The following is an 18,718-nucleotide window of genomic DNA, read 5'->3' as shown; positions in this document are numbered from 1 at the left end:
CCGATGGTCCGATACTGCTCCAGAGCCGCCAACGTCTCCTTCTCAGCCCGCGAATAATTCCCCTGGCGGCGATACAGAACGCCCAGCTCCCCGTGGCTGTTGGCCTCGCCCAGCCGATTACCGATGGTCCGATACTGCTCCAGAGCCGCCAACGTCTCCTTCTCAGCCCGCGAATAATTCCCCTGGCGGCGATACAGGATGCCGAGCTCGCTGTGGGCGTTCGCCGAACCCCAGAGATTACCCATGGCCCGATAGAGGGCCAGCGCCTTTCTCGTTTCCCCCTCTGCCCGCAGATAGTCGCCCGGGAAGGCATTCGCGAGTGCTTCTTCGTCACGAGGATGCGTGTCGCCCCACCGATTGCCGATCACCTGGTAGAGCTCCAGGGCCTTCCTCGTCTCCTGTTCGGCTCTCGGATAGTCATCGCGTTCTCTCGACAGAATGCCCAGCTCACGCCGGGCGTAGGAATCTCCGACCGGGCTCGCCATGGTCCGATAGAGATCCAGAGCCTCCTTCGTCTCCTGCTCCGCCCGGGCATAGTCGCCTCGCAGGCGATAGAGAATGCCCAGCTCACGGCGGGCGTAGGCCTCACCCCATCGATTACCGATGGCTCGATAGGAATCGAGAACCCTGCTGGTCTCCCGCTCGGCGTTCGCATAGTCGTCTCGCAGACGGTGGACGATGCCCAGCTCTCCATGGGCGTACGTCTCACCCCACCGATCTCCAATGGCCCGGTAGAGGTCGAGCGCCTTGCTGGTCTCCTGCTCGGCTCGCGCGTAGTCTCCGGAAAGACGCCGGATGATCCCCATCTCACGGCACGCGTTGGCCTCGCCGAACCGGTTGCCCAGGACCCGGAACTGCTCCAGCGAGATCCCGGTCTCTCGCGCGGCCCTTTCGTAGTCGTCCTGCAGCCGGTAAAGGACGCCGAGGTCTCGGTGAGCATAGGCCTCACCAAGCGGGTCGCCGATGGCTTCGAACTGTTCCAGCGCCTTCTTGGACTCTTGCTCGGCCGGTGGATAGTCATCCCACAGCCGGTACAGAATTCCCAACTCACCGTGCGCGTAGGCTTCGCCCAGCTCATCGCCCAGCACCCGATACGCCTCCAGGGCACGTTTCGTCTCCTGTTCGGCCTGCGGATAGTTGTCCCACAAGCGGTAGAGGATGCCGAGATCGCGGTGCGCGTAAGCCTCGCCGAGGCTGTCGCCGATGAGTAGATACAGGTCCAGCGCCCTCTTCGTCTCCAGCTCTGCTTGCTGGTAGTCGCTTCTCAATCGATGGACGGTGCTGAGCCAGCGATGGGCTTTGGCCGTTCGCGATCGGCTGGAGGTGCGATCGTCGCCGCGCAGGGCCCGGGTCAGGAGCTTCGCCGCTTCGGGCAGCGCCCGGTCGAGGCAGGCCATCCGCCCCTGGTAGAGATCGACGATGCTGGCCATGCCCGTTTCCTGGAGCCGGACGACACCACCGGTTTCCTGAGCGGTCGCGATGCTGATCAGTCGGCGGGCGGTCGACAGATCGTTGCCCCGCACAGCGGTATCGAGGAGTTTTTCCCAATCGTCCAGGCCGGTTGGATCACCGATGGCGAAGGAGTGGTAGGCGGCCTCCGCAGGGTTGTTGTGGGAGGTGTACCACGCGGCCGCGGCCCGGTGGAGCGCGGTGATGGTGTCGCTCTGATGGCCATTGGCCAGAAACGCCTCCCGAACCAACTCGTGCACACGCAGCCAGGTCTTCTGATTGTTCAGATCATGAATACGTTTGACGAACGAGTAGCGGCACAGCCGTCCGAAAGAATCGTTGTCGACAGGCGTGGGGTCGAGGAGTGCCCGCAAACCATCGATGGTGATGTGACGCAGCACGGCGGCAGCCTGCACGAGCCTTTGCTGGCGAGGATCCAGCCGATGCAGGAAAGAACGGTGCAGCCAGTCGTGAACGGCCGATTCCTGAGTCCCTGCCACCCAGGCCGTGTCCAGGTCAGACTGCCGCTCCTCGCGATAGGCATCGGCCAGCATTCCCAGCCAGATGGGCGTTCCCGTGCATCGGTCGTGTGCCAGAGCCGCGAACGCCGGGTCGTGCAGTCCGCGGCCGACCAAATAGGCGGCCGTTTCGCCGGAGCTCCAACCGCCAAGATGCAAGGTGTCGGCCACGGCGTGCAGAGTTCCCGGAAAGTCCGGCCGCTCCCATCCGGCGGTGACTATCCGCAGGTCCGGAACGGCCTCGATGACCTGAGGCAGGAGTTTGTGGGTCACCCAGTTGACCAGCCCCTCTCTCGAGGTTCCTGCCGAAAGTCCGTCATGGCGGGTCAGCCATTCGAGACCGTCCAAAGTAACCAGCACTCGCGACAGCGGGAGATCACGCACGGCGGCAAGCGCGGCATCGACGAGCGCGGCCCGGTAGGCCACGTAGAGATCGGCGGTCGGGTGCCCGCCCTGGTTGGAGATGGGTGAACCGGTGATGGTGCTGCCGTCGGAGGCCGTCATGTGGATCTGGATATCGGCGTGGGACAGGCGCAGCTGATCTTGTATGGCCCGCACCTGATGGGCGAATCGCCCCTGGCGCATGGTCAGCTGGCGGGTGCTGGTGGATCCCAGACGGAGCAGAGTCCGGACCAGATCGTCGAGGAGGCTCTGGTCCAGACCGTCGGGCCGGTTTCCGGTCGCACCCGAACTCAGGTCGATCGCCGCGTGCCGGAAACCACGACCCGAAGCGCGCCGGCCTATTTCGGTCAGGAGAAAAGTCTTTCCGATTCCGGAGGTTCCGTAGATACCGAGGATGCGAATGTCCGGTTCGGGGGCGAGTATCGTCTCCGCCCGAAAAATCTCATTACTGCGTCCGACGAAAGAAATTTCCCGCATGCCATCACCCCCGCCGTAACATGAAGGGAGATCACCCTATGCGAAGGACAGCGGGAATGCCTAGATGGAGGTCAACCGCTTCTCTGGCCGCGATGGGAGCCATCTTTTCCGCCGTCACCGGAGGGCTGATTAATGTGCTCACGGCGTCGTGGAGTTGGCTACTCTTTGCGATTGCCGCCGGACTGCTGGTCGTCGTGGCCGCGATAGCGCATCGCCTCGAGGGGAACAGAAAACAGGGACATGCGACGACACGGAGAGTCAGCCAGATAGCCGCAGGTCGCGGTACCCGCATCGCCCAGAGCCCGATCCGTGCCACCGAGGCGGACGTGGACCAGATAGCCGAGAGCCGAGGCCGGATCACTGGTTCCGGCATTACCGCCGAGAACGCGGTCGTTAGGCAGAACGTCAGAGAAGGGGGAGTCATCGAAGACTCACCCATTGACACGAGGTAGTCGCACCGACAATCCATGAACGACGCCACCGAATGAACGCTTGGTCATATCTCGAACACTCTCGGTGTTCGAAATCCAACGCCCGCGCACCGGAAAACGAAAAGGCCCCCGAATCCCTTCGGGGGCCTTTCGATAAACCGGGCTAGACGCCCATGGTCTCCGTGTCGTTGGTCTCGGCGGTCGCGCCGATCTCGGTGACACCGTTCTTGAGGTGGTAGCGCGCGATCGCCTCACGGAGGGTCTCGGGCTTCACCTCGCCACGCTTGGCGAGCTGCGTGAGCACCGCGAGGGTGATCGACGCCGCGTCGACGTGGAAGTGGCGGCGGAGCGCCGACCGCGTGTCGGACAGGCCGAACCCGTCGGTCCCCAGCGACGACCAGTCTCCGGGCACCCACTGCGCGATCTGGTCCTGTACGGCCCGCATGTAGTCGCTGACGCCCACGAACGGCCCGGGGACGTTGGACAGCTTGGTCGTGACGTAGGGCACCTTCTGCTCGGCGTCAGGGTTCAGCAGGTTGTACTCCTCGCACGCGAGGGCGTCCCGCCGGAGCTCCGACCACGAGGTCGTCGACCACACCGAGGCCGCGACGCCCCACTCTTCGGCCAGCATCCGCTGCGCCTCCAGGGCCCACGGCCCGGCGACGCCGGACACCAGGATGTTGGCCTTGGGGCCGTCACCCTGCGCCGGGGCGAAGAGGTAGAGACCCTTGAGCAGGCCCTCGACGTCGAGGTTGGCCGGCTCGGCGGGCTGCTGGTAGGGCTCGTTGTAGACGGTGAGGTAGTAGAAGATGTCCTCCTGCTTCTCCCCGTACATGCGCCGCAGGCCGTCGCGGACGATGTGGCCCACCTCGTAGCCCCACGCCGGGTCGTAGGAGACCGCGGCCGGGTTGGTCGAGGCGATGAGCGGCGTGTGGCCGTCTTCGTGCTGGAGGCCCTCGCCGTTCAGGGTGGTGCGGCCGGCCGTCGCGCCGAGGAGGAAGCCCCGGCCCATCTGGTCGGCGAGCTGCCACATCTGGTCGGCCGTCCGCTGCCAGCCGAACATCGAGTAGAAGATGTAGATCGGGATCATGTGCTCGCCGTGGGTGGCGTACGCCGAGCCGACCGCGATCGTGGAGGCCATCGAGCCCGACTCGGTGATGCCCTCGTGGAGGATCTGACCTTCGGTCGACTCCTTGTAGGACAGCAGCAGGTCGCGGTCGACGGCCTCGTAGGTCTGCCCGTAGGGCGAGTAGATCTTGGCCGTCGGGAACATGGCGTCGATGCCGAACGTGCGGGCCTCGTCGGGGATGATCGGCACGAAGCGGTGGCCGATCTCCTTGTCGCGCATGAGGTCTTTCAGCAGGCGGACGAACGCCATGGTGGTGGCGACGTTCTGCTTGCCCGAACCCTTGCTGAGCTGCTTGTAGGCGTCGTCGCCCGGCAGCTTGAGGCTCTTGGCCCGTACTACTCGCTTCGGCAGGAAACCGCCCAGAGCGTGGCGGCGCTCCTTCATGTAGGCGATCTCGTCGCTGTCGGCGCCCGGGTGGAAGTAGGGCGGCAGGTCGCCTTCGAGGTCCTTGTCCGGGATCGGAAGGTAGAGCCGGTCGCGGAACTCCTTGAGCTCCGCCTTGCTCAGCTTCTTCATCTGGTGGGTGGCGTTGCGGGCCTCGAAGTCCTTGCCCAGCGTCCAGCCCTTGATGGTCTGCGCCAGGATGACCGTCGGCTGGCCGACGTGGTCACGGGCCGACTTGAAGGCCGCGTAGACCTTGCGGTAGTCGTGACCGCCGCGCGAGAGCTTGCGGATGTCGTCGTCGGACAGGTGCTCGACCATGCGGCGCAGGCGCGGGTCACCACCGAAGAAGTGGTCGCGGATGTACCCGCCGTTCTCGACCGAGTAGGTCTGGAACTGGCCGTCGGGCGTGGTGTTCATCTGGTTGACCAGCACACCGTCGACGTCGGCGGCGAGCAGCGGGTCCCAGTCACGGCCCCAGACGACCTTGATGACGTTCCAGCCGGCCCCCCGGAAGTACGACTCAAGCTCCTGGATGATCTTGCCGTTGCCGCGGACCGGGCCGTCCAACCGCTGAAGGTTGCAGTTGATGACGAAGGTCAGGTTGTCGAGCTCCTCGCGGGCGGCGAGGCCGATGGCGCCGAGCGACTCGGGCTCGTCCATCTCGCCGTCGCCGAGGAACGCCCACACGTGGCTCCGCGAGGTGTCCTTGATCTTGCGGTCTTCCAGGTAGCGGTTGAACCGCGCCTGGTAGATCGCGCCGATCGGCCCCAGGCCCATGGAGACCGTGGGGAACTCCCAGAAGTCGTTCATGAGGCGCGGGTGGGGATAGGACGGCAGCCCCTTGAACCCGTGGGACAGCTCCTGCCGGAAGGCGTCGAGCTGGGTCTCGGTGAGGCGGCCCTCGAGGAAGGCGCGCGCGTAGATGCCCGGGGCCGCGTGGCCCTGGAAGAACACCTGGTCGCCCGATTCCCCGTGGTCCTTGCCCCGGAAGAAGTGGTTGAAGCCCACTTCGTAGAGGGACGCGGCCGAGGCGTAGGTGGCGATGTGGCCACCCACGTTGGTGCGGGCGTTGGCCCTGGTCACCATGATCGCGGCGTTCCACCGGATGTAGGCGCGGATCCGCCGCTCGACGTATTCGTCGCCGGGGAACCAGGGTTCGCGCTCGGGAGCGATCGTGTTGATGTAGTCGGTGCTGCGCAGCCCCGGGACGCCGACCTGATGCTCTCGGGCCCGTTCGAGCAGGCGGAGCATCAGGTAGCGCGCTCGGGTTCGCCCCTCCGTCTTGACGACGTTGTCGAGCGACTCAAGCCACTCCTGGGTCTCGCTTGGATCGACATCAGGGAACTGGCTGGGTAGGCCGTCGCTGATGATCGAGAAACGCTGGCGTCCGGAAGCCACTGGGTCTCGCCTTCCGAGAATGGACTTTTGTCGGTCTAGGGTTCGGGTTCCATCCTGGCTGGTCCTTACGGAAGATGCATCTCTACCGTGAGGTAACCGGGGTGGTCTATGGGTCTAGACCACCGATGGTAGGACGATTTTCGCCCAAGCTTGCACATCCCGCCACCACCGGGTGTGCTCACTTCGTCAGCGTAACGTTTTGACCTAGGTTGTCCCTCACCTGGTCGCACGGCCCCGAATTGCGGGCAGGCCGCACCTTAGTATCCCGATGTGAGATCTCAGGTCATCGAGGTGCGGACGGGCGCCCGGGAACGGGTGCACGACATCACCGCGGAGTGCGCGAGGTTCGTGGAAGAGTGCGGAGGCAGCGGCCTTCTCAACGTCTTCGTCCCTCACGCCACGGCGGGCGTGGCGCTGATCGAACTGGGCGCCGGCAGCGACGACGACCTGCTGGCGGCGCTGGGCGACCTGCTCCCGGCCGACGACCGCTGGCGGCACGCCCACGGCTCACGCGGCCACGGGCGCTCTCACGTGATGCCGGCCCTGATTCCGCCCTATGCGACGGTGCCCGTCATCGGGGGGCGGCTGGCTCTGGGCACCTGGCAGTCGATCGCCATCGTGGATCTCAACGTGGACAACAGGGAACGCAGTGTCCGTTTGTCCTATTTGTCCGAATCGTAGATAACGGTGCGGGTCACTGACCGTGGCGACCGTTGACGACGATGGGTCACAGCGTGTGGACTGTGCCGAACGATACCCGCAGCGGTTTTCCAGCGGGGTCGATCCGAGCAGGAGGGATGAGAGTGAGCGCGACCGCGGGTCAGGCGCAGGGCGAGCGCGGCCTGGCCGAACGACTCGGCCTCAAGCCGGGTCAGGTGGTGCAGGAGGTCGGCTGGGACGAGGACAGTGACGAAGAGCTTCGTCAGTCCATCGAGGAGCTGACCGGCAACGAGATGGTCGACGAGGACTTCGAAGAAGTCGTCGACGTGGTGCTGCTGTGGTACCGCGAAGGGGACGACGATCTGTTCGACGTCCTGAGCGACGTCATGGGCGCGTTGGCTGACGGCGGCCAGATCTGGCTGCTGACGCCGAAGGCGGGCCGGAAGAACCACGTCGAGCCGAGCGACATCGGCGAAGACGCCACGACCGCCGGCCTGGCGCAGACCAGCAGCATCAGCGCGGCCAGGGAATGGTCGGGCACGAGACTCGTCTTCAAGGGCCGCCGCTAGTCGGTGGAGCCCCGCCCTGCCGTACGGCCGCCGCCGTACGGCAGGCTCACTACGGGCGGAGCAATCATGGACATGCTGACCGCCGGGTCGCCCGCGCCCGACTTCGAGCTGACCGATCAGCACGGCACGCCGATCCGGCTGTCCGGCCTCCGTGGCCGGAAGGTCCTGCTGGTCTTCTTCCCGTTCGCCTTCACCGGCGTCTGCCAGGGCGAACTCCACGACCTGGCCGGGTTCGACGGCGACACGGCGGTCCTGGCCGTCTCGGTCGACTCGATGTTCGCCCAGCGCGCCTGGGCCGACCGTGAGCGCTTCGACGTCACGATCCTTTCGGATTTCTGGCCCCACGGTCAGGTCGCACGTCTTTATGGTGTTTTCGATGAGGTGAAGGGGGTCGCCTCCCGGGGGACCTTCGTCATCGACGGCGAGGGCGTGGTGCGCTGGACGGTCGCGACCGCGATCGGGCAGCCCCGCGACGTCGCGGAATATCGGAAAGTCCTCAGCGAGCTGTAGGGGAGGCCGACATGCCCTGCTACCGATGCGGGGCCCGGCAGACCGACCCGGTTCGTGGCGCGAGCCCGTGGAAGCGCGGGGTCCGTGCCGATGCCCAGGTCCTGGTCTGCCCCGACTGCCAGCGGGCGCACGACCTCGAACTCGACACCTGTTCGGCGTGCGGCGGGACCACCCTGATCTGCCGTCTGGGCGAGATCGAATGCCGCTCCTGCGGCCATGTGCGCAGCGCCGACGAGGGCCTGCCGGAGAAACCCTCCGTACCCGCCGATCTCGCGGCGGAGGTGGAGGCGGCCCTGTCTCGCGTTCTCGGCCGGTCGTGAGATTAGATGTCCGGATGAGTCACGTGGTCGCCCTTGATGTGGGCGGAACATCGATGAAGGGCGGCCTCGTCAGCGAATCGGGCGAGGTGACCGTTTTCCCCGGTCGCCCGACCGGGCGTGAAGACGGGCCCGAGGCGGCGATCGCCAACATCCGGTCCTACGTCGCCGAACTCGCCGAGGCCGCCGACGGGCCGCCGCGCGGGGTCGGCCTGGCGGTGCCCGGCATCGTCGACGCCGACACGGCGCTGTTCTCGGCCAACATCGGCTGGCGTGACGTCCCGGCGACCGCGTTCGTGCCCGAGGGCCTGCCGGTCAGCCTTGGCCACGACGTGCGGACCGCCGGTCTGGCCGAGAGCGTCTTCGGAGCCGGTCGTGACGTGACCGACTTCCTCTTCCTTCCCATCGGTACGGGTATCGCCGGCGCCATGATCATCAAGGGCGACCCCTATGGGGGCGTCAACGGCTGGGGCGGCGAGATCGGCCACACCCCCGTGTGGCCCGACGGCGAGCGGTGCGCCTGCGGCCAGACCGGCTGCCTGGAGACCTACGCCTCGGCGGCCTCCCTGGGCCGCCGCTACACCGAGCGCACCGAGAAGCCCGCCACGGCGGTCGACGTGATGGCCAACGCGGCCACCGACCCCCATGCCTACGCGGTGCTGGCCGAGGCCGTGGAGGCCCTGGCGATCTCGCTGACGACGTACACGCTGCTCATGGACCCGGCGATGATCGTCATCGGCGGCGGCCTCGGCGAAGCGGGCGAGGCCCTGCTGATGCCGCTGCGCGACCGGATGACCGAGCGCCTGAGCTTCCGCAAGCCCCCGCCGCTGCGCCAGACGACCCTGGGCGTCCGCGCCGGCATGCTCGGCGCGGGCATCCTCGGGTGGCGCGCGGCGGGAGTCCCCGACTGGGGCCGTCAGCTCGATCTGTAGTCAGTGTACGTATAAGGATTGTCGAGGATCTTGGTCTCCGGGATGTCGGGGTTCATTCCGGAGATCCACGAGTCGCCCAGCTCCGCCATGAGGTGGTCGACCGTCCGGGTGACGGCGGCGCGGGCGGCGGGCAGCCCTTCCACCTTGCCGTCGCGCTTGACCACCGCGCCGTTGACCAGCACGGTGTGCACGTCGCCGCGCTGGGCCTGGAAGGCGACGTGGCCGTAGGGGTTGAGGATCGGGAACATGACGGGCGAGTCGTCGTTCTTGATCAGGACGATGTCGGCCTTCTTGCCGGGTTCGAGGCTGCCGATCTTGTCGGAGAGCCCGAGCGCCGCCGCACCACCCCGGGTGGCCCACTCGACGACCTGCTCGGCCCGCAGGTGGCAGTGGGTGATCGTCTCCGACCTGAGGTGGGCCTCCAGGTGCTCCCGCGACCGGTCGGCGCCCAGGGTCGAGCGCATGGCCGAGAACAGGTCGCCGCTCCACCACACGCTGGTGTCCATCGACAGCGACACGGGGATCCCGTGGTGCCGCAGCTGCCACGTGGGCGGGTAGCCCTGCCCCGCGCTCTGCTCGCTCTCGGTGGAGACCGACACCGAGCCGCCGGTGGCGGCGATCCGGTGGTAGGAGTCGGAGCTCAGCGTCGCGGCGTGCACGTAGACGGTCTCGGGGGTCATGAACCCGTTCTCGTACATGAGCCGGATGCCGTCGTCGTTGGTGGCGCCCCAGACGCCGGCGTGGGTGGTCACCGGCAGGCCGAGCTCGCGGGCGGCCTCGAAGGCGGCCTTCTCGGGGAAGGCCGGGTCGCCGGTCACGTCGAAGGCGAGCTGGAGGCCCAGCATGTCGCCCCACGAACGACGCCCGATGAAGCTGCGCAGGTCGGCGGAGGGCGCCCAGTCCCAGGGGGCCTGCTGAATGTTGCCGTACGCGAGGACGAACCGCCCCGGAACCGCCTCCAGCGCGTCGACGGCGGCCTCGGCGTGGTCGACGGTCTGCAATCCGTGTGACCAGTCGACCGTGGTGGTGACCCCGGCGTCGAGGGCCTCGACGGCGCCCAGGAGGTTGCCGGCGTGGACGTCCTCGGGCCGGAACTTCCTGCCCCATTCGAGGTAGTACCAGACGAAATATTGGGTCAGCGTCCAGTCGGCGCCGTAGCCGCGCATCGCGGTCTGCCACAGGTGGCGGTGGGTGTCGATCATGCCGGGCATGACGATCCCGCCGGACGCGTCGATCTCCTCGGTGCCCTCGGGCACCTCGAGGTCGGGCCCGACGGCCACGATGGTCTCGCCGTCGGCCAGCACGTCGCCGCGGGCCAGTACGGTCCGCCGGTCGTCCATGGTCAGCACGAGTCCGTTGCGGAGGACGATGGGCATGGGGCTGCCTCCCAGAATCGCGGACCAATGTCCGCCTGGCGGTCGCGGAAACGTGACTGCAACAATGCGAGCCCCCTCGGCCGATGTCAAGGCACCACATGCCGTCTAAAGTCGACGGCATGCCACGCAAGGACACCGGACCCGACTTCATCGAAGCCCTGGCCAGGGGCCTCGACGTGATCAAGGCGTTCGGCCCCCGCCAGCGGGTGATGACCCTGACCGAGGTCGCCACCGCGACCGAACTGGCCCGCCCGACCGCCCGCCGCATCCTGCTGACCCTGGAGGAACTGGGCTACGTCCGGGCCGGCGAGGGCGGGTTCGCGCTGACCCCGCGGGTGCTGGAACTGGGGGTCGCGTACGTCCACTCGATGGGCCTGTGGGAGCTCGCCCGCCCCCACCTCGAACAGCTGTCGGCGCTGACCCGCGAGTCGTGCTCGGTGGCGCAGCTCGACGGGTCGGACATCGTCTATGTGGCCCGGGTCGCCGTCCCCAAGATCGTGACCCTGTCGGTCAGCATCGGCACCCGGTTCCCCGCGCTCCAGACGTCGCTGGGCAAGGTCCTGCTGGCCGCGCTCCCGGTGGCCGAGGCCGACGCCGTGCTCGCGCTGCCGAGCCAGTCGGGCATCACGCCCCGCTGGTGCCCGTCGGTGGAGGAGCGTCACGCGGCGCTGCGCGCGGTCAGGGCCAGCGGCTGGGCGGTGACCGACGAGCAGCTCGCCCCCGGCATCCGCTCGGTGGCCGCGCCCCTGCGCGACGGCCACGGCCGGGTGATCGCGGCGATCAACGTGAACGCCCACTCGGCCGAGACCTCGATGGAGCGGCTGACCGGCGACTTCCTGCCCGCCCTGCTCCGCACGGCCGGGGCGATCGGCGCCGACGTGGCCCTGCACGAGTCGATCCCGCAGGTCTCCGCTTGACATCACCTTCGCCGCCCGACAAGACTCGGGATCGCGGACAATCGTCCGCTAGACGGACGAAGGGAACACATGGGCGCGCTGGACGGCATCCTCGTGGCCGATTTCTCCCGGGTCCTCGCCGGGCCCTACGCCACGATGCTGCTGGCCGACATGGGCGCCGACGTCATCAAGGTCGAGGCACCGGGCGGCGACGACACTCGCAACTGGCTGCCTCCCTCGCGGGACGGCGTGTCGACCTACTACCTGGGCGTCAACCGTGGGAAGCGGTCGGTCGCCCTGGACCTGAAGGACCCCGGCGACCAGAAGCTCGCCCATGAGCTGTCGGCCCGCGCCGACGTGTTCATCGAGAACTTCAAGCCCGGCGGCCTGACCGCCTACGGGCTCGACTATGCGGCCGTCCGGGAGCGCAACCCCAAGGTGGTGTACGCCTCCATCACCGGCTTCGGCACGGAGGGCGGCGCCCATCTGCCGGGGTACGACCTGATCGTGCAGGCGGTGTCGGGCCTGATGAGCCTCACGGGATCGGCCGACGGGCCGCCCTACCGGGCGGGCATCTCGGTGTTCGACGTGATCACCGGCCTGCATGCCGTGTCGGGCATCCTGGCGGCGCTCTACGCCGGGGGCGGGCAGCGGGTCGAGGTCAACCTGATGTCGTCGGCACTGTCGGCGCTGGTGAACCATTCGAGCGCCGTCGTGGCCGGTGAGGTCACGCCGTCGCGGATGGGGAACGCGCATCCGTCGCTGTTCCCGTACGAACCGCTGGAGTGCGCCGACGGCGAGCTGGTGATCGCGGCGGGCAACGACGGGCAGTTCCGCAAACTGTGCGACGTGCTGGGGGTGCCCGAGCTGGCCGAAGACGCGCGCTTCGCACGTACCCGAGATCGAACCGCGAACCGGGACCAGCTGAAACCGCTGCTGGTCGCGGAGCTCGGCAAGCGGACGCGAGCCGAGCTGTTCGAGGCGCTGAGCGCGGTGGGGGTGGCCTGCGGGCCGATCAACACGGTGACCGAGGGGGTCGCGCTCGCCACCGACCTGGGGCTGGAACCGGTGGTGGCCCCGGGCGGGGTGCCGTCGGTGCGCCACCCGATCAGGTTCTCCGGCACTCCGGCGGGCTACCGGCTGCCGCCCCCCGGTCTCGACGAACACGGGGAGGAGATCAGGACGTGGCTGACATGAGCTTCCCCACGGGCCTGGGGACGTCGGACGCCGACTCCATCAGCCTGCTGGGCAAGGACCTCGCGCATGACCTGATGGGCAAGGTCGGCTTCGGCGAACTGGCCTTCTGGCTGGTGGCCGGGCGCCGGCCCACCGCGGGCGAGACGCGGGTGTTCGAGGCGGTACTGGTGGCCCTGGCCGACCACGGCTTCACCCCGACGGCGATCGCGGCGCGGCTCACGCTGCTGAGCGCGCCCGAGAGCGTCCAGGGCGCTCTGGCGGCGGGCCTGCTCGGCGGCGGATCGCGGTTCCTCGGCGTGACCGAGGACGCCGGCCGGTTCCTCCACGACCTGGTCTCCGCCGGCTCTGACGACTGGGACGCGGTGGCGCTGGAGGCCGTGAAGGCGGCCCGCGCCGAGAAGCGCATCATCCCGGGCCTGGGACATCCCGTACACAAGATCGAGGACCCTCGCACGCCGGTGCTGTTCGCGCTGGCGCGGGAGGAAGGGGTGTTCGGCCCGCATCTGGCCCTCTTCGAGGCCATCGGGCGGGTGCACCCTTCCGTTCTGGGGCGGACCCTGCCGCTCAACGGCGCCGGGGTGTGCGGGGCGGCGCTGGCCGACCTGGGGCTCCCCGTCGACCTGCTGCGGGGTTTCGCCCTCCTGGCCCGCGCGGCCGGGCTGCTCGGTCATCTGGCCGAGGAGCGGCGGCGGCCCATCGGCATGGATGTCTACCTGACCGTCGACCGGAACGCGACGTACGAACCGTAGAGAAGGTGTCCACATGGCAACACTGGCCGCCGTGATCGCGTCCACGCACCACCCGTTCTACTACAAGGCCAGCACCGCGCCGCCGGAGGAACGCCCGCCGTTCGCCGACGAGTGGGTGGCCAAGATCCTCGCCTTCCGTGAGACCCTGACCCGGGCCCGCGCCGACGTGCTGGTCATGGTCGGATCCGACCACTTCCACCAGCTGTGGCTCGACAACATGCCGCAGTTCCTCGTGGGCAAGGCGCCGTTCTACGACGCCAACTTCTACAACGAGGAACGCGAGTTCGGCCTGCCGAGGATGCTGCTGCGCGGCCACGAGGAACTGTCGTCGCACATCCTGCGCGGCGGCCTCGACGAGGGCTTCGACCTGGCCTTCTCCAACGAACTGCGCATCGACCACAGCATCACCTGCCCGATCATCACGCTCCGGCCCCAGGCCGACCTGCCGATCGTGCCGATCTACACCAACATCTTCGCGCCGCCGCTCCCCCGCCCCGGCCGCTTCGTGGAGCTGGGCCACTCGATCCGCCGCCTGATCGAGACCTGGCCCTCCGACCTGCGGGTGGCGGTGATCGGCACCGGCCACCTGTCGCTGGAACTGGGCGGCCCTCGCCAGTTCGGCCCGCACGGCCCCGACCCCGAGTTCGACCGCAAGGCCGTCGAGTGGATCGCCTCCGGCGACATCGAACGCGCCCTGGCCGAAGTCACTCTGGATTCGCTGTGGACGCCCGGGAACGCCACCCACGGCTTCATGGACTTCATGCTCATGATGGGTGTGGCCGGAGAGGGCGCCAAGGCCGACTACGCCGACACCCTCGACCTGTTCCACACGATGGAGGCCTACTTCACCTGGTATCCGAACGGGGTCCCGGCATGAGCAAGTACCTGCTGAACAAGTTCCTGTTCACCGTCGACCGGGACCCCGAACTGGTCGAGCGCTACCGATCCGACCCCGCCGGAACGGTGGCGTGGTGGGAGTCGACCATGGCCAACGCGATCCTCGGTGCGCACGGCGGCGAGGCCAGCACGTGGCTGACCTTCGCTTCCGACGAACGTGAGGCCTTGGTCGCGCACGACTACGTGAAGCTCTTCGAGCTCGGGGCGCACCCGTTCCTGACGCTGACGCTGTTCATCGCGCTGTTCGAGCGGGACTACGAGGAACCGCTGGCCTTCCAGAAGGAGTACGCGGCGAAGCTGTCGCACTTCTCCCTGCCTTACCCGGATATATCCACATGAGAGCGGCGGTGGTCGAGCAGCGTGGTCGGCCACCGGCGGTGCGGAACGTCCCCCGGCCTCTTGCGGGGGCCGGGGACGTTCTCATCACGGTGACCTGTGCCCCCATCACACCCCTTGACCTGCTGTGCGCGACCGGCCTGTCGTATTTCGGGGTGCCTTCTCTCCCGTATGTGCCCGGGGTGCAGGGGGTCGGGATCACCCCTTCCGGCGAGCGGGTGTGGTTTCCCACGTCGGCCGGGATGGCGCCCGGGGACGGGAGCCTGGCCGAGGTCTGCGCGGTGCCCTCTTCCGATCTCGTACGTGTGCCCGACGGGTGTGGCGATGTGGAGGCGGCGTCCCTGGGGCTGTCGGCGGTCGCGGCGTGGATGGCTCTGACGTGGCGGGCACGTCTCTCACCTGGGGAGAACGTGGTCGTGCTCGGCGCGGGTGGGGCCGTGGGGCAGGTGGCTCTGCGAGCCGCGCGGCTGCTGGGGGCCGCTTCGGTGGTGGGGGTGTCCCGGACCGGCCTGGACGGGTGCATCCCCTTGGAGCCGGTGTCTACCCTGGCCGCCCGTCTGCGGGACGCGATCGGGGCCGCCGACGTGGTGATCGATCCCGTTTTCGGGGAGGCCGCTTCGGCGGCGGCTCAGGTGCTGGCGCCCGAGGGGCGGCTGGTGAACCTGGGCGGGTCGGCGTCCGACTCGGCCGTGTTCAGCTCGTCGGTGCTGCGGGGGCGGGCGGTGTCGGTGCTGGGGTACTCGAACAACTTCCTGACACCCGCGCAGCGGGGTGAGGCGCTGGGGGTGATCTTCGGGCATGCGGCCCGAGGGGAACTGTCGGTTGATCACTATGTTGTCGGGCTTGAGGGCGTTGGCCGGGCTTGGGACGCGACACGGCGCGAACGCGCGGTCGTACGGGTTACCGAGGTGCCTTCGGCCGTGCCCGTGCCGTAAGGTGTAAGCGGTCCGGGGGCGGTTAGCTCAGCGGTAGAGCACTCGCCTTACAAGCGAGGGGTCACTGGTTCGAACCCAGTACCGCCCACCAGGAGACAGGCTTTCGCGGGTCTCCTTCCTTCATACGGGGGGACGCCCCCCGGACCCCGATGTCAGGCTCACGCTCCCACCTCGCGTTGCCTGGACGCCGTCTAGATGTGGTTGATGCGGCGGCCGGTGACGCGTTGCGGGGCGATGCGGACGTAGTGGTCGCGGTCGTCGCCGGCCCAGGAATCGACGTCCTCCGACGCCGACCGCAGTTCGCTCTCCGAGACGTGGTGGGCCGGGCCCTGGATCAGGACGCTCCATCCGTCGCGGCTCTCCTCTTCGACGTGGTCGATCTCGAAGGCGATTTTTACCTCCAGGTCGTCGATTCCGGATTGCAGGCTCTTTTCCATGGTTCCGCCTTTGCGGATGCGGAACACGACCTGGCCGTCGACCATTCGGTAATTGACCGGGAAAACGGTCGGCCCGGCGGTTCCGCCGAAGGCCACGCGGCCGATCCCACCTGGGGAGACGAGCTGCAGGCACTCTTTCTCGGTCAGTTCTTCGAGCGTGCTCGCACCGGTGTCACGCCTCGCGTTCAATGCGATCCCCTTTCCTCGCCCGGGATTCATCCGGCTGACTGCGGTCTGCTAGGAAGGAAGAAGAAAACCACCTCCCATTCTACCGTCGGCCCCATTCGGGAAAGGGGACGGTCCCAATGTCGATCAAGGTCGAACAGGTGATGGGCCGGAACGCGGTCGCCGTGCGGCGGGGAACGCGTGGCGCGGAGATCGTGTCCGCGTTGTCCACCTATGACGTCAGCGAGGTCACGGTCGTCGACGACGACGACCGGCCCGTGGGTGTGGTCGGCGAGGAGTCCCTGCGCGCCGGTGGCGGACGCACCGCGGAGAAGCTGATGACCTCGCCCGCCGTGACGGTCACTCCGGACGTCTCCGCGCGGGAGGCCGGCCGTCTCATGTACTGCCACGGTGTCCGGCAGCTGCCGGTGGTCGACCCGGCCGATGGGAGGTTCGTGGGCGTCGTGTCGCAGGCGGAGGTGGTGCGGGTCTTCGAGACGCTGACGGAGGAGGTCCGGCGGGAGGTCGCCGAGGTGATCCGGACGGTGACCGGCCTCGATCCCGACACGCTGTCGATCACCGTGGAGCGGGGTGTCGTCGGCATCACCGGGCGGGCGCCCGCCGGCACGCCGGTCTCCCGGCTGGCCGAGGCGGTCCGGGGGGTCGACGGGGTCGTACGGGCCGAATGCCGTCTGACAGGGGCCCCAGACGACCTCGAAGGCGTGGTGGAGGCGGCGATGTGGGCGCCGTCCATCCACAACTCGCAGCCCTGGTCGTTCGCCATCGACGGCGAGGAGATCATGCTGCGCGCCGACACCGACCGGCGGCTTCCCGTCAGCGACCCGCAGGGACGCGAGCTGACGATCAGTTGCGGCGCGGCGCTGTTCAACATGCGGACGACGGTGCACGCGATGGGCCGCCGCCCGCTGATCCGCACGCTGCCCGACCCCGACCGGCCCGGCCTGGTCGCCACCGTGCGTCTCGGCCCCGAGGAGCCCGCCCCGGCCGACATCTGCGCCATCCGCGACGAGATCCCCCGGCGGCGCACCCACCGGGGCGGTTTCACCCACCGGCCGGTGCCGGACGATCTCGTCGGCCGTCTGGTGGGCCTGGCGGCGTTGGAGAACGTCCGGCTGATGCCGCTGCGGCCCGACGGTGACGTGCGGATCATGGCCGCGCTGACCACGGTGGCCCAGGAGTTGCAGGCGCGCGACCCGGATTTCGAGAGGGAGATGATCCGCTGGGGCCTGCGTCCGGGCAGCCCGCGCGGAGACGGCGTGCCCGCGGACTCCTACCCCCGCCGGGACCCGGACGTCCCCCTGGAGTTCGCGCCGCGCGACTACAGCCGGGGGCAGGGCTGGGGCGGCGACACCGAGCGGGCCGCCGAGACCGGGGTCGTCGTGGTCTTCAGCACCACCGGTGACGAGCCGCCCGACTGGGTGCGGGCCGGGCAGGCCCTCGAATCGGTGCTCCTGTACGCCTCCTCCGCGGGGGTCCGTGCCGCCTTCCACACCCAGGCGCTGGAGTATCCGCTGCTGCGCGAGTTCGTCCGCCGGGAGCTCTGCTCCGGGGAATACCCGCAGGTCGTCGTGCGCCTGGGCTACCCCGCCGGGACCGGCACCGCCGTCCGGCGCCCGCTGGTCGAGGTGCTGTCCTAGGTCCGGGGCCCGTCCTCCCTCTCCGCGACGACGGCGACCGGGCAGTGGGCCCGGTGCAGCAGGCCGTGGCCGACGGAGCCGAGGGCCGTGACGGCGACGGATCCCCGTCCGCTGGAGCCGACGATCACGAGGTCGGCCGTGCGCGACTCCTCCGACAGCAGGTGGACGGGGTGGCCGCAGAGGGCCAGGCGTTCGACCGGCACGTGGGGGTACTTCCGCGTCCACGGCGCGGCCTGCTGCCAGACGGAGGTGACGCGCTCGTCGAACAGCTGCTGGATCAGCCCTCCGTAGGGGACGGCCGTCGCCGCGAACGACGGAGGCTGCCAGGCGTGGACGAGCTTGAGCCGGGCGCCGCGCCGGTCGGCCTCGGCGAAGGCGAAGTCCAGCGCCGTCTCCGACTCATCGCCGCCGTCGTAGCCGACGACGAGTTCTCCGTAGGTGTGCCGGGCGGGCTTGCGCACGACGACGACCGGGCCCGGGGTGTGCCCCGCGACGGACAGGCCGACCGAGCCGAGGATCAGCCCGGCGAAACCGCCCCGGCCGCGGCTGCCGATCACGATCTCGTCGGCGTCGCGGGCCGCCTCCCTGAGCCGTTCGGCGGGTGGCCCCACGGCCGACCGGGTGCTGATCTGGATGTCCGGGGCGCGTTCCCAGGCCCGTTCCTGCGCCGCGGTGAGGATGCTCTGGTGGTGTTTCTCCTGCATCGCGTTCAGTTCGCCGTCCAGGACGGCGGCCGACCGGACGTGCAGGATCCGTAGCGCGCCGCCCCTGCGTGCGGCGTCCTCGGCGGCGTATTCCGTGGCGGCGAGCGCGGGATCTGATCCGTCGACGCCCACGACGATGATCGGAGTCATGATGGTCCTTTCGCCTGTCAGCCGGCCGGCGCGACCTCGCTC

Annotated in this window: 18 protein-coding genes and 1 tRNA gene; 14 read left to right on the top strand and 5 right to left on the bottom strand. The window is 68.6% G+C overall.

Annotation, left to right across the window (positions count from 1 at the left end):
- The coding region (locus ACYQ78_RS24325) for a tetratricopeptide repeat protein (RefSeq protein WP_459803200.1) at positions 1-2,846 on the bottom strand (2,846 nt) is incomplete at its 3' end.
- 56 nt (positions 2,847-2,902) lie between these two features.
- Between ACYQ78_RS24325 and ACYQ78_RS24320 the strand changes: the two genes are divergently transcribed.
- Complete coding sequence (locus ACYQ78_RS24320; protein WP_459803199.1) at positions 2,903-3,298, top strand: hypothetical protein; 396 nt, start codon at positions 2,903-2,905, stop codon at positions 3,296-3,298.
- 142 nt (positions 3,299-3,440) lie between these two features.
- On the opposite strand, the gene aceE is transcribed toward ACYQ78_RS24320, so the two are convergent.
- Complete coding sequence (aceE, locus tag ACYQ78_RS24315) at positions 3,441-6,188, bottom strand: pyruvate dehydrogenase (acetyl-transferring), homodimeric type (RefSeq protein ID WP_459803198.1); 2,748 nt, start codon at positions 6,186-6,188, stop codon at positions 3,441-3,443.
- 270 nt (positions 6,189-6,458) lie between these two features.
- Here aceE and ACYQ78_RS24310 point away from each other — a divergent pair, with 270 nt between their 5' ends.
- The 5 genes from ACYQ78_RS24310 (at position 6,459) to ACYQ78_RS24290 (ending at position 9,176) form a co-directional block, all read left to right on the top strand.
- Positions 6,459-6,869: a secondary thiamine-phosphate synthase enzyme YjbQ gene (locus ACYQ78_RS24310; RefSeq protein WP_459803197.1), complete on the top strand. Its 411-nt coding sequence runs from the start codon at positions 6,459-6,461 to the stop codon at positions 6,867-6,869.
- 122 nt (positions 6,870-6,991) lie between these two features.
- Positions 6,992-7,417, top strand: coding sequence for a DUF3052 domain-containing protein (locus tag ACYQ78_RS24305; RefSeq protein ID WP_459803196.1), 426 nt, complete (start codon positions 6,992-6,994; stop codon positions 7,415-7,417).
- Between the two features lie 66 nt (positions 7,418-7,483).
- The gene (locus ACYQ78_RS24300; protein ID WP_459803195.1) at positions 7,484-7,927 is read left to right on the top strand and encodes a peroxiredoxin; all 444 of its coding nucleotides are present in this window, start codon (positions 7,484-7,486) and stop codon (positions 7,925-7,927) included.
- Between the two features lie 11 nt (positions 7,928-7,938).
- Positions 7,939-8,247: a hypothetical protein gene (locus ACYQ78_RS24295; protein WP_459803194.1), complete on the top strand. Its 309-nt coding sequence runs from the start codon at positions 7,939-7,941 to the stop codon at positions 8,245-8,247.
- 14 nt (positions 8,248-8,261) lie between these two features.
- Positions 8,262-9,176 carry an ROK family protein gene (locus tag ACYQ78_RS24290; RefSeq protein ID WP_459803193.1) on the top strand — a complete coding sequence of 305 codons (915 nt, stop codon included), beginning with the start codon at positions 8,262-8,264 and terminating at the stop codon, positions 9,174-9,176.
- On the opposite strand, the gene ACYQ78_RS24285 is transcribed toward ACYQ78_RS24290, so the two are convergent.
- Positions 9,161-10,552, bottom strand: a complete 1,392-nt coding sequence (locus ACYQ78_RS24285; RefSeq protein ID WP_459803192.1) for an amidohydrolase family protein — start codon at positions 10,550-10,552, stop codon at positions 9,161-9,163. The two genes, ACYQ78_RS24290 and ACYQ78_RS24285, sit on opposite strands and share 16 nt — an antisense overlap.
- A gap of 119 nt (positions 10,553-10,671) precedes the next feature.
- Between ACYQ78_RS24285 and ACYQ78_RS24280 the strand changes: the two genes are divergently transcribed.
- From ACYQ78_RS24280 to ACYQ78_RS24250, 7 genes are all read left to right on the top strand, one after another.
- Positions 10,672-11,469, top strand: a complete 798-nt coding sequence (locus tag ACYQ78_RS24280) for an IclR family transcriptional regulator domain-containing protein (RefSeq protein ID WP_459803191.1) — start codon at positions 10,672-10,674, stop codon at positions 11,467-11,469.
- A 69-nt stretch (positions 11,470-11,538) separates the two neighbouring features.
- Entirely contained in the window at positions 11,539-12,645 is a 1,107-nt protein-coding gene (locus tag ACYQ78_RS24275; RefSeq protein ID WP_459803190.1) for a CaiB/BaiF CoA transferase family protein, read from the top strand.
- Positions 12,642-13,394, top strand: a complete 753-nt coding sequence (locus ACYQ78_RS24270) for a citryl-CoA lyase (RefSeq protein ID WP_459803384.1) — start codon at positions 12,642-12,644, stop codon at positions 13,392-13,394. The genes ACYQ78_RS24275 and ACYQ78_RS24270 overlap by 4 nt, the downstream gene beginning before the upstream one ends.
- 13 nt (positions 13,395-13,407) lie before the next feature.
- On the top strand, positions 13,408-14,271 hold the full coding sequence (locus ACYQ78_RS24265; protein WP_459803189.1) for a DODA-type extradiol aromatic ring-opening family dioxygenase: 864 nt from the start codon (positions 13,408-13,410) through the stop codon (positions 14,269-14,271).
- On the top strand, positions 14,268-14,630 hold the full coding sequence (locus ACYQ78_RS24260) for a hypothetical protein (RefSeq protein WP_459803188.1): 363 nt from the start codon (positions 14,268-14,270) through the stop codon (positions 14,628-14,630). Before ACYQ78_RS24265 ends, ACYQ78_RS24260 begins: the two co-directional genes overlap by 4 nt.
- Positions 14,627-15,562, top strand: a complete 936-nt coding sequence (locus ACYQ78_RS24255) for a quinone oxidoreductase family protein (protein ID WP_459803187.1) — start codon at positions 14,627-14,629, stop codon at positions 15,560-15,562. Before ACYQ78_RS24260 ends, ACYQ78_RS24255 begins: the two co-directional genes overlap by 4 nt.
- A gap of 16 nt (positions 15,563-15,578) precedes the next feature.
- Positions 15,579-15,653 (top strand) — tRNA-Val (locus tag ACYQ78_RS24250).
- A 100-nt stretch (positions 15,654-15,753) separates the two neighbouring features.
- Here ACYQ78_RS24250 and ACYQ78_RS24245 read toward each other — a convergent pair.
- Positions 15,754-16,188: a pyridoxamine 5'-phosphate oxidase family protein gene (locus ACYQ78_RS24245; RefSeq protein WP_459803186.1), complete on the bottom strand. Its 435-nt coding sequence runs from the start codon at positions 16,186-16,188 to the stop codon at positions 15,754-15,756.
- A gap of 116 nt (positions 16,189-16,304) precedes the next feature.
- Here ACYQ78_RS24245 and ACYQ78_RS24240 point away from each other — a divergent pair, with 116 nt between their 5' ends.
- A complete protein-coding gene (locus ACYQ78_RS24240) occupies positions 16,305-17,822 on the top strand; it encodes an Acg family FMN-binding oxidoreductase (protein ID WP_459803185.1) in 1,518 nt (505 codons plus the stop codon).
- Here the strand turns inward: ACYQ78_RS24240 and ACYQ78_RS24235 are convergent.
- Positions 17,819-18,676, bottom strand: coding sequence for a universal stress protein (locus tag ACYQ78_RS24235; protein WP_459803184.1), 858 nt, complete (start codon positions 18,674-18,676; stop codon positions 17,819-17,821). The genes ACYQ78_RS24240 and ACYQ78_RS24235 overlap by 4 nt on opposite strands.
- Between the last annotated feature and the right edge of the window lie 42 nt (positions 18,677-18,718).

It is taken from the genome of Herbidospora sp. RD11066, assembly GCF_054661255.1.
This window is presented reverse-complemented; position numbering and strand designations above follow the sequence as displayed.

What these genes read in the sequence shown, in the direction of transcription:
- ACYQ78_RS24260 (WP_459803188.1), top strand. Translation starts at nt 14,268, where the DNA reads ATGAGCAAGTACCTGCTGAACAAGTTCCTGTTCACCGTCGACCGGGAC.
- ACYQ78_RS24285 (WP_459803192.1), bottom strand. Translation starts at nt 10,552, where the DNA reads ATGCCCATCGTCCTCCGCAACGGACTCGTGCTGACCATGGACGACCGG.
- ACYQ78_RS24265 (WP_459803189.1), top strand. Translation starts at nt 13,408, where the DNA reads ATGGCAACACTGGCCGCCGTGATCGCGTCCACGCACCACCCGTTCTAC.
- ACYQ78_RS24280 (WP_459803191.1), top strand. Translation starts at nt 10,672, where the DNA reads ATGCCACGCAAGGACACCGGACCCGACTTCATCGAAGCCCTGGCCAGG.
- ACYQ78_RS24320 (WP_459803199.1), top strand. Translation starts at nt 2,903, where the DNA reads ATGCCTAGATGGAGGTCAACCGCTTCTCTGGCCGCGATGGGAGCCATC.
- ACYQ78_RS24295 (WP_459803194.1), top strand. Translation starts at nt 7,939, where the DNA reads ATGCCCTGCTACCGATGCGGGGCCCGGCAGACCGACCCGGTTCGTGGC.
- ACYQ78_RS24300 (WP_459803195.1), top strand. Translation starts at nt 7,484, where the DNA reads ATGGACATGCTGACCGCCGGGTCGCCCGCGCCCGACTTCGAGCTGACC.
- ACYQ78_RS24240 (WP_459803185.1), top strand. Translation starts at nt 16,305, where the DNA reads ATGTCGATCAAGGTCGAACAGGTGATGGGCCGGAACGCGGTCGCCGTG.
- ACYQ78_RS24235 (WP_459803184.1), bottom strand. Translation starts at nt 18,676, where the DNA reads ATGACTCCGATCATCGTCGTGGGCGTCGACGGATCAGATCCCGCGCTC.
- ACYQ78_RS24270 (WP_459803384.1), top strand. Translation starts at nt 12,642, where the DNA reads ATGAGCTTCCCCACGGGCCTGGGGACGTCGGACGCCGACTCCATCAGC.
- ACYQ78_RS24255 (WP_459803187.1), top strand. Translation starts at nt 14,627, where the DNA reads ATGAGAGCGGCGGTGGTCGAGCAGCGTGGTCGGCCACCGGCGGTGCGG.
- ACYQ78_RS24275 (WP_459803190.1), top strand. Translation starts at nt 11,539, where the DNA reads ATGGGCGCGCTGGACGGCATCCTCGTGGCCGATTTCTCCCGGGTCCTC.
- ACYQ78_RS24290 (WP_459803193.1), top strand. Translation starts at nt 8,262, where the DNA reads ATGAGTCACGTGGTCGCCCTTGATGTGGGCGGAACATCGATGAAGGGC.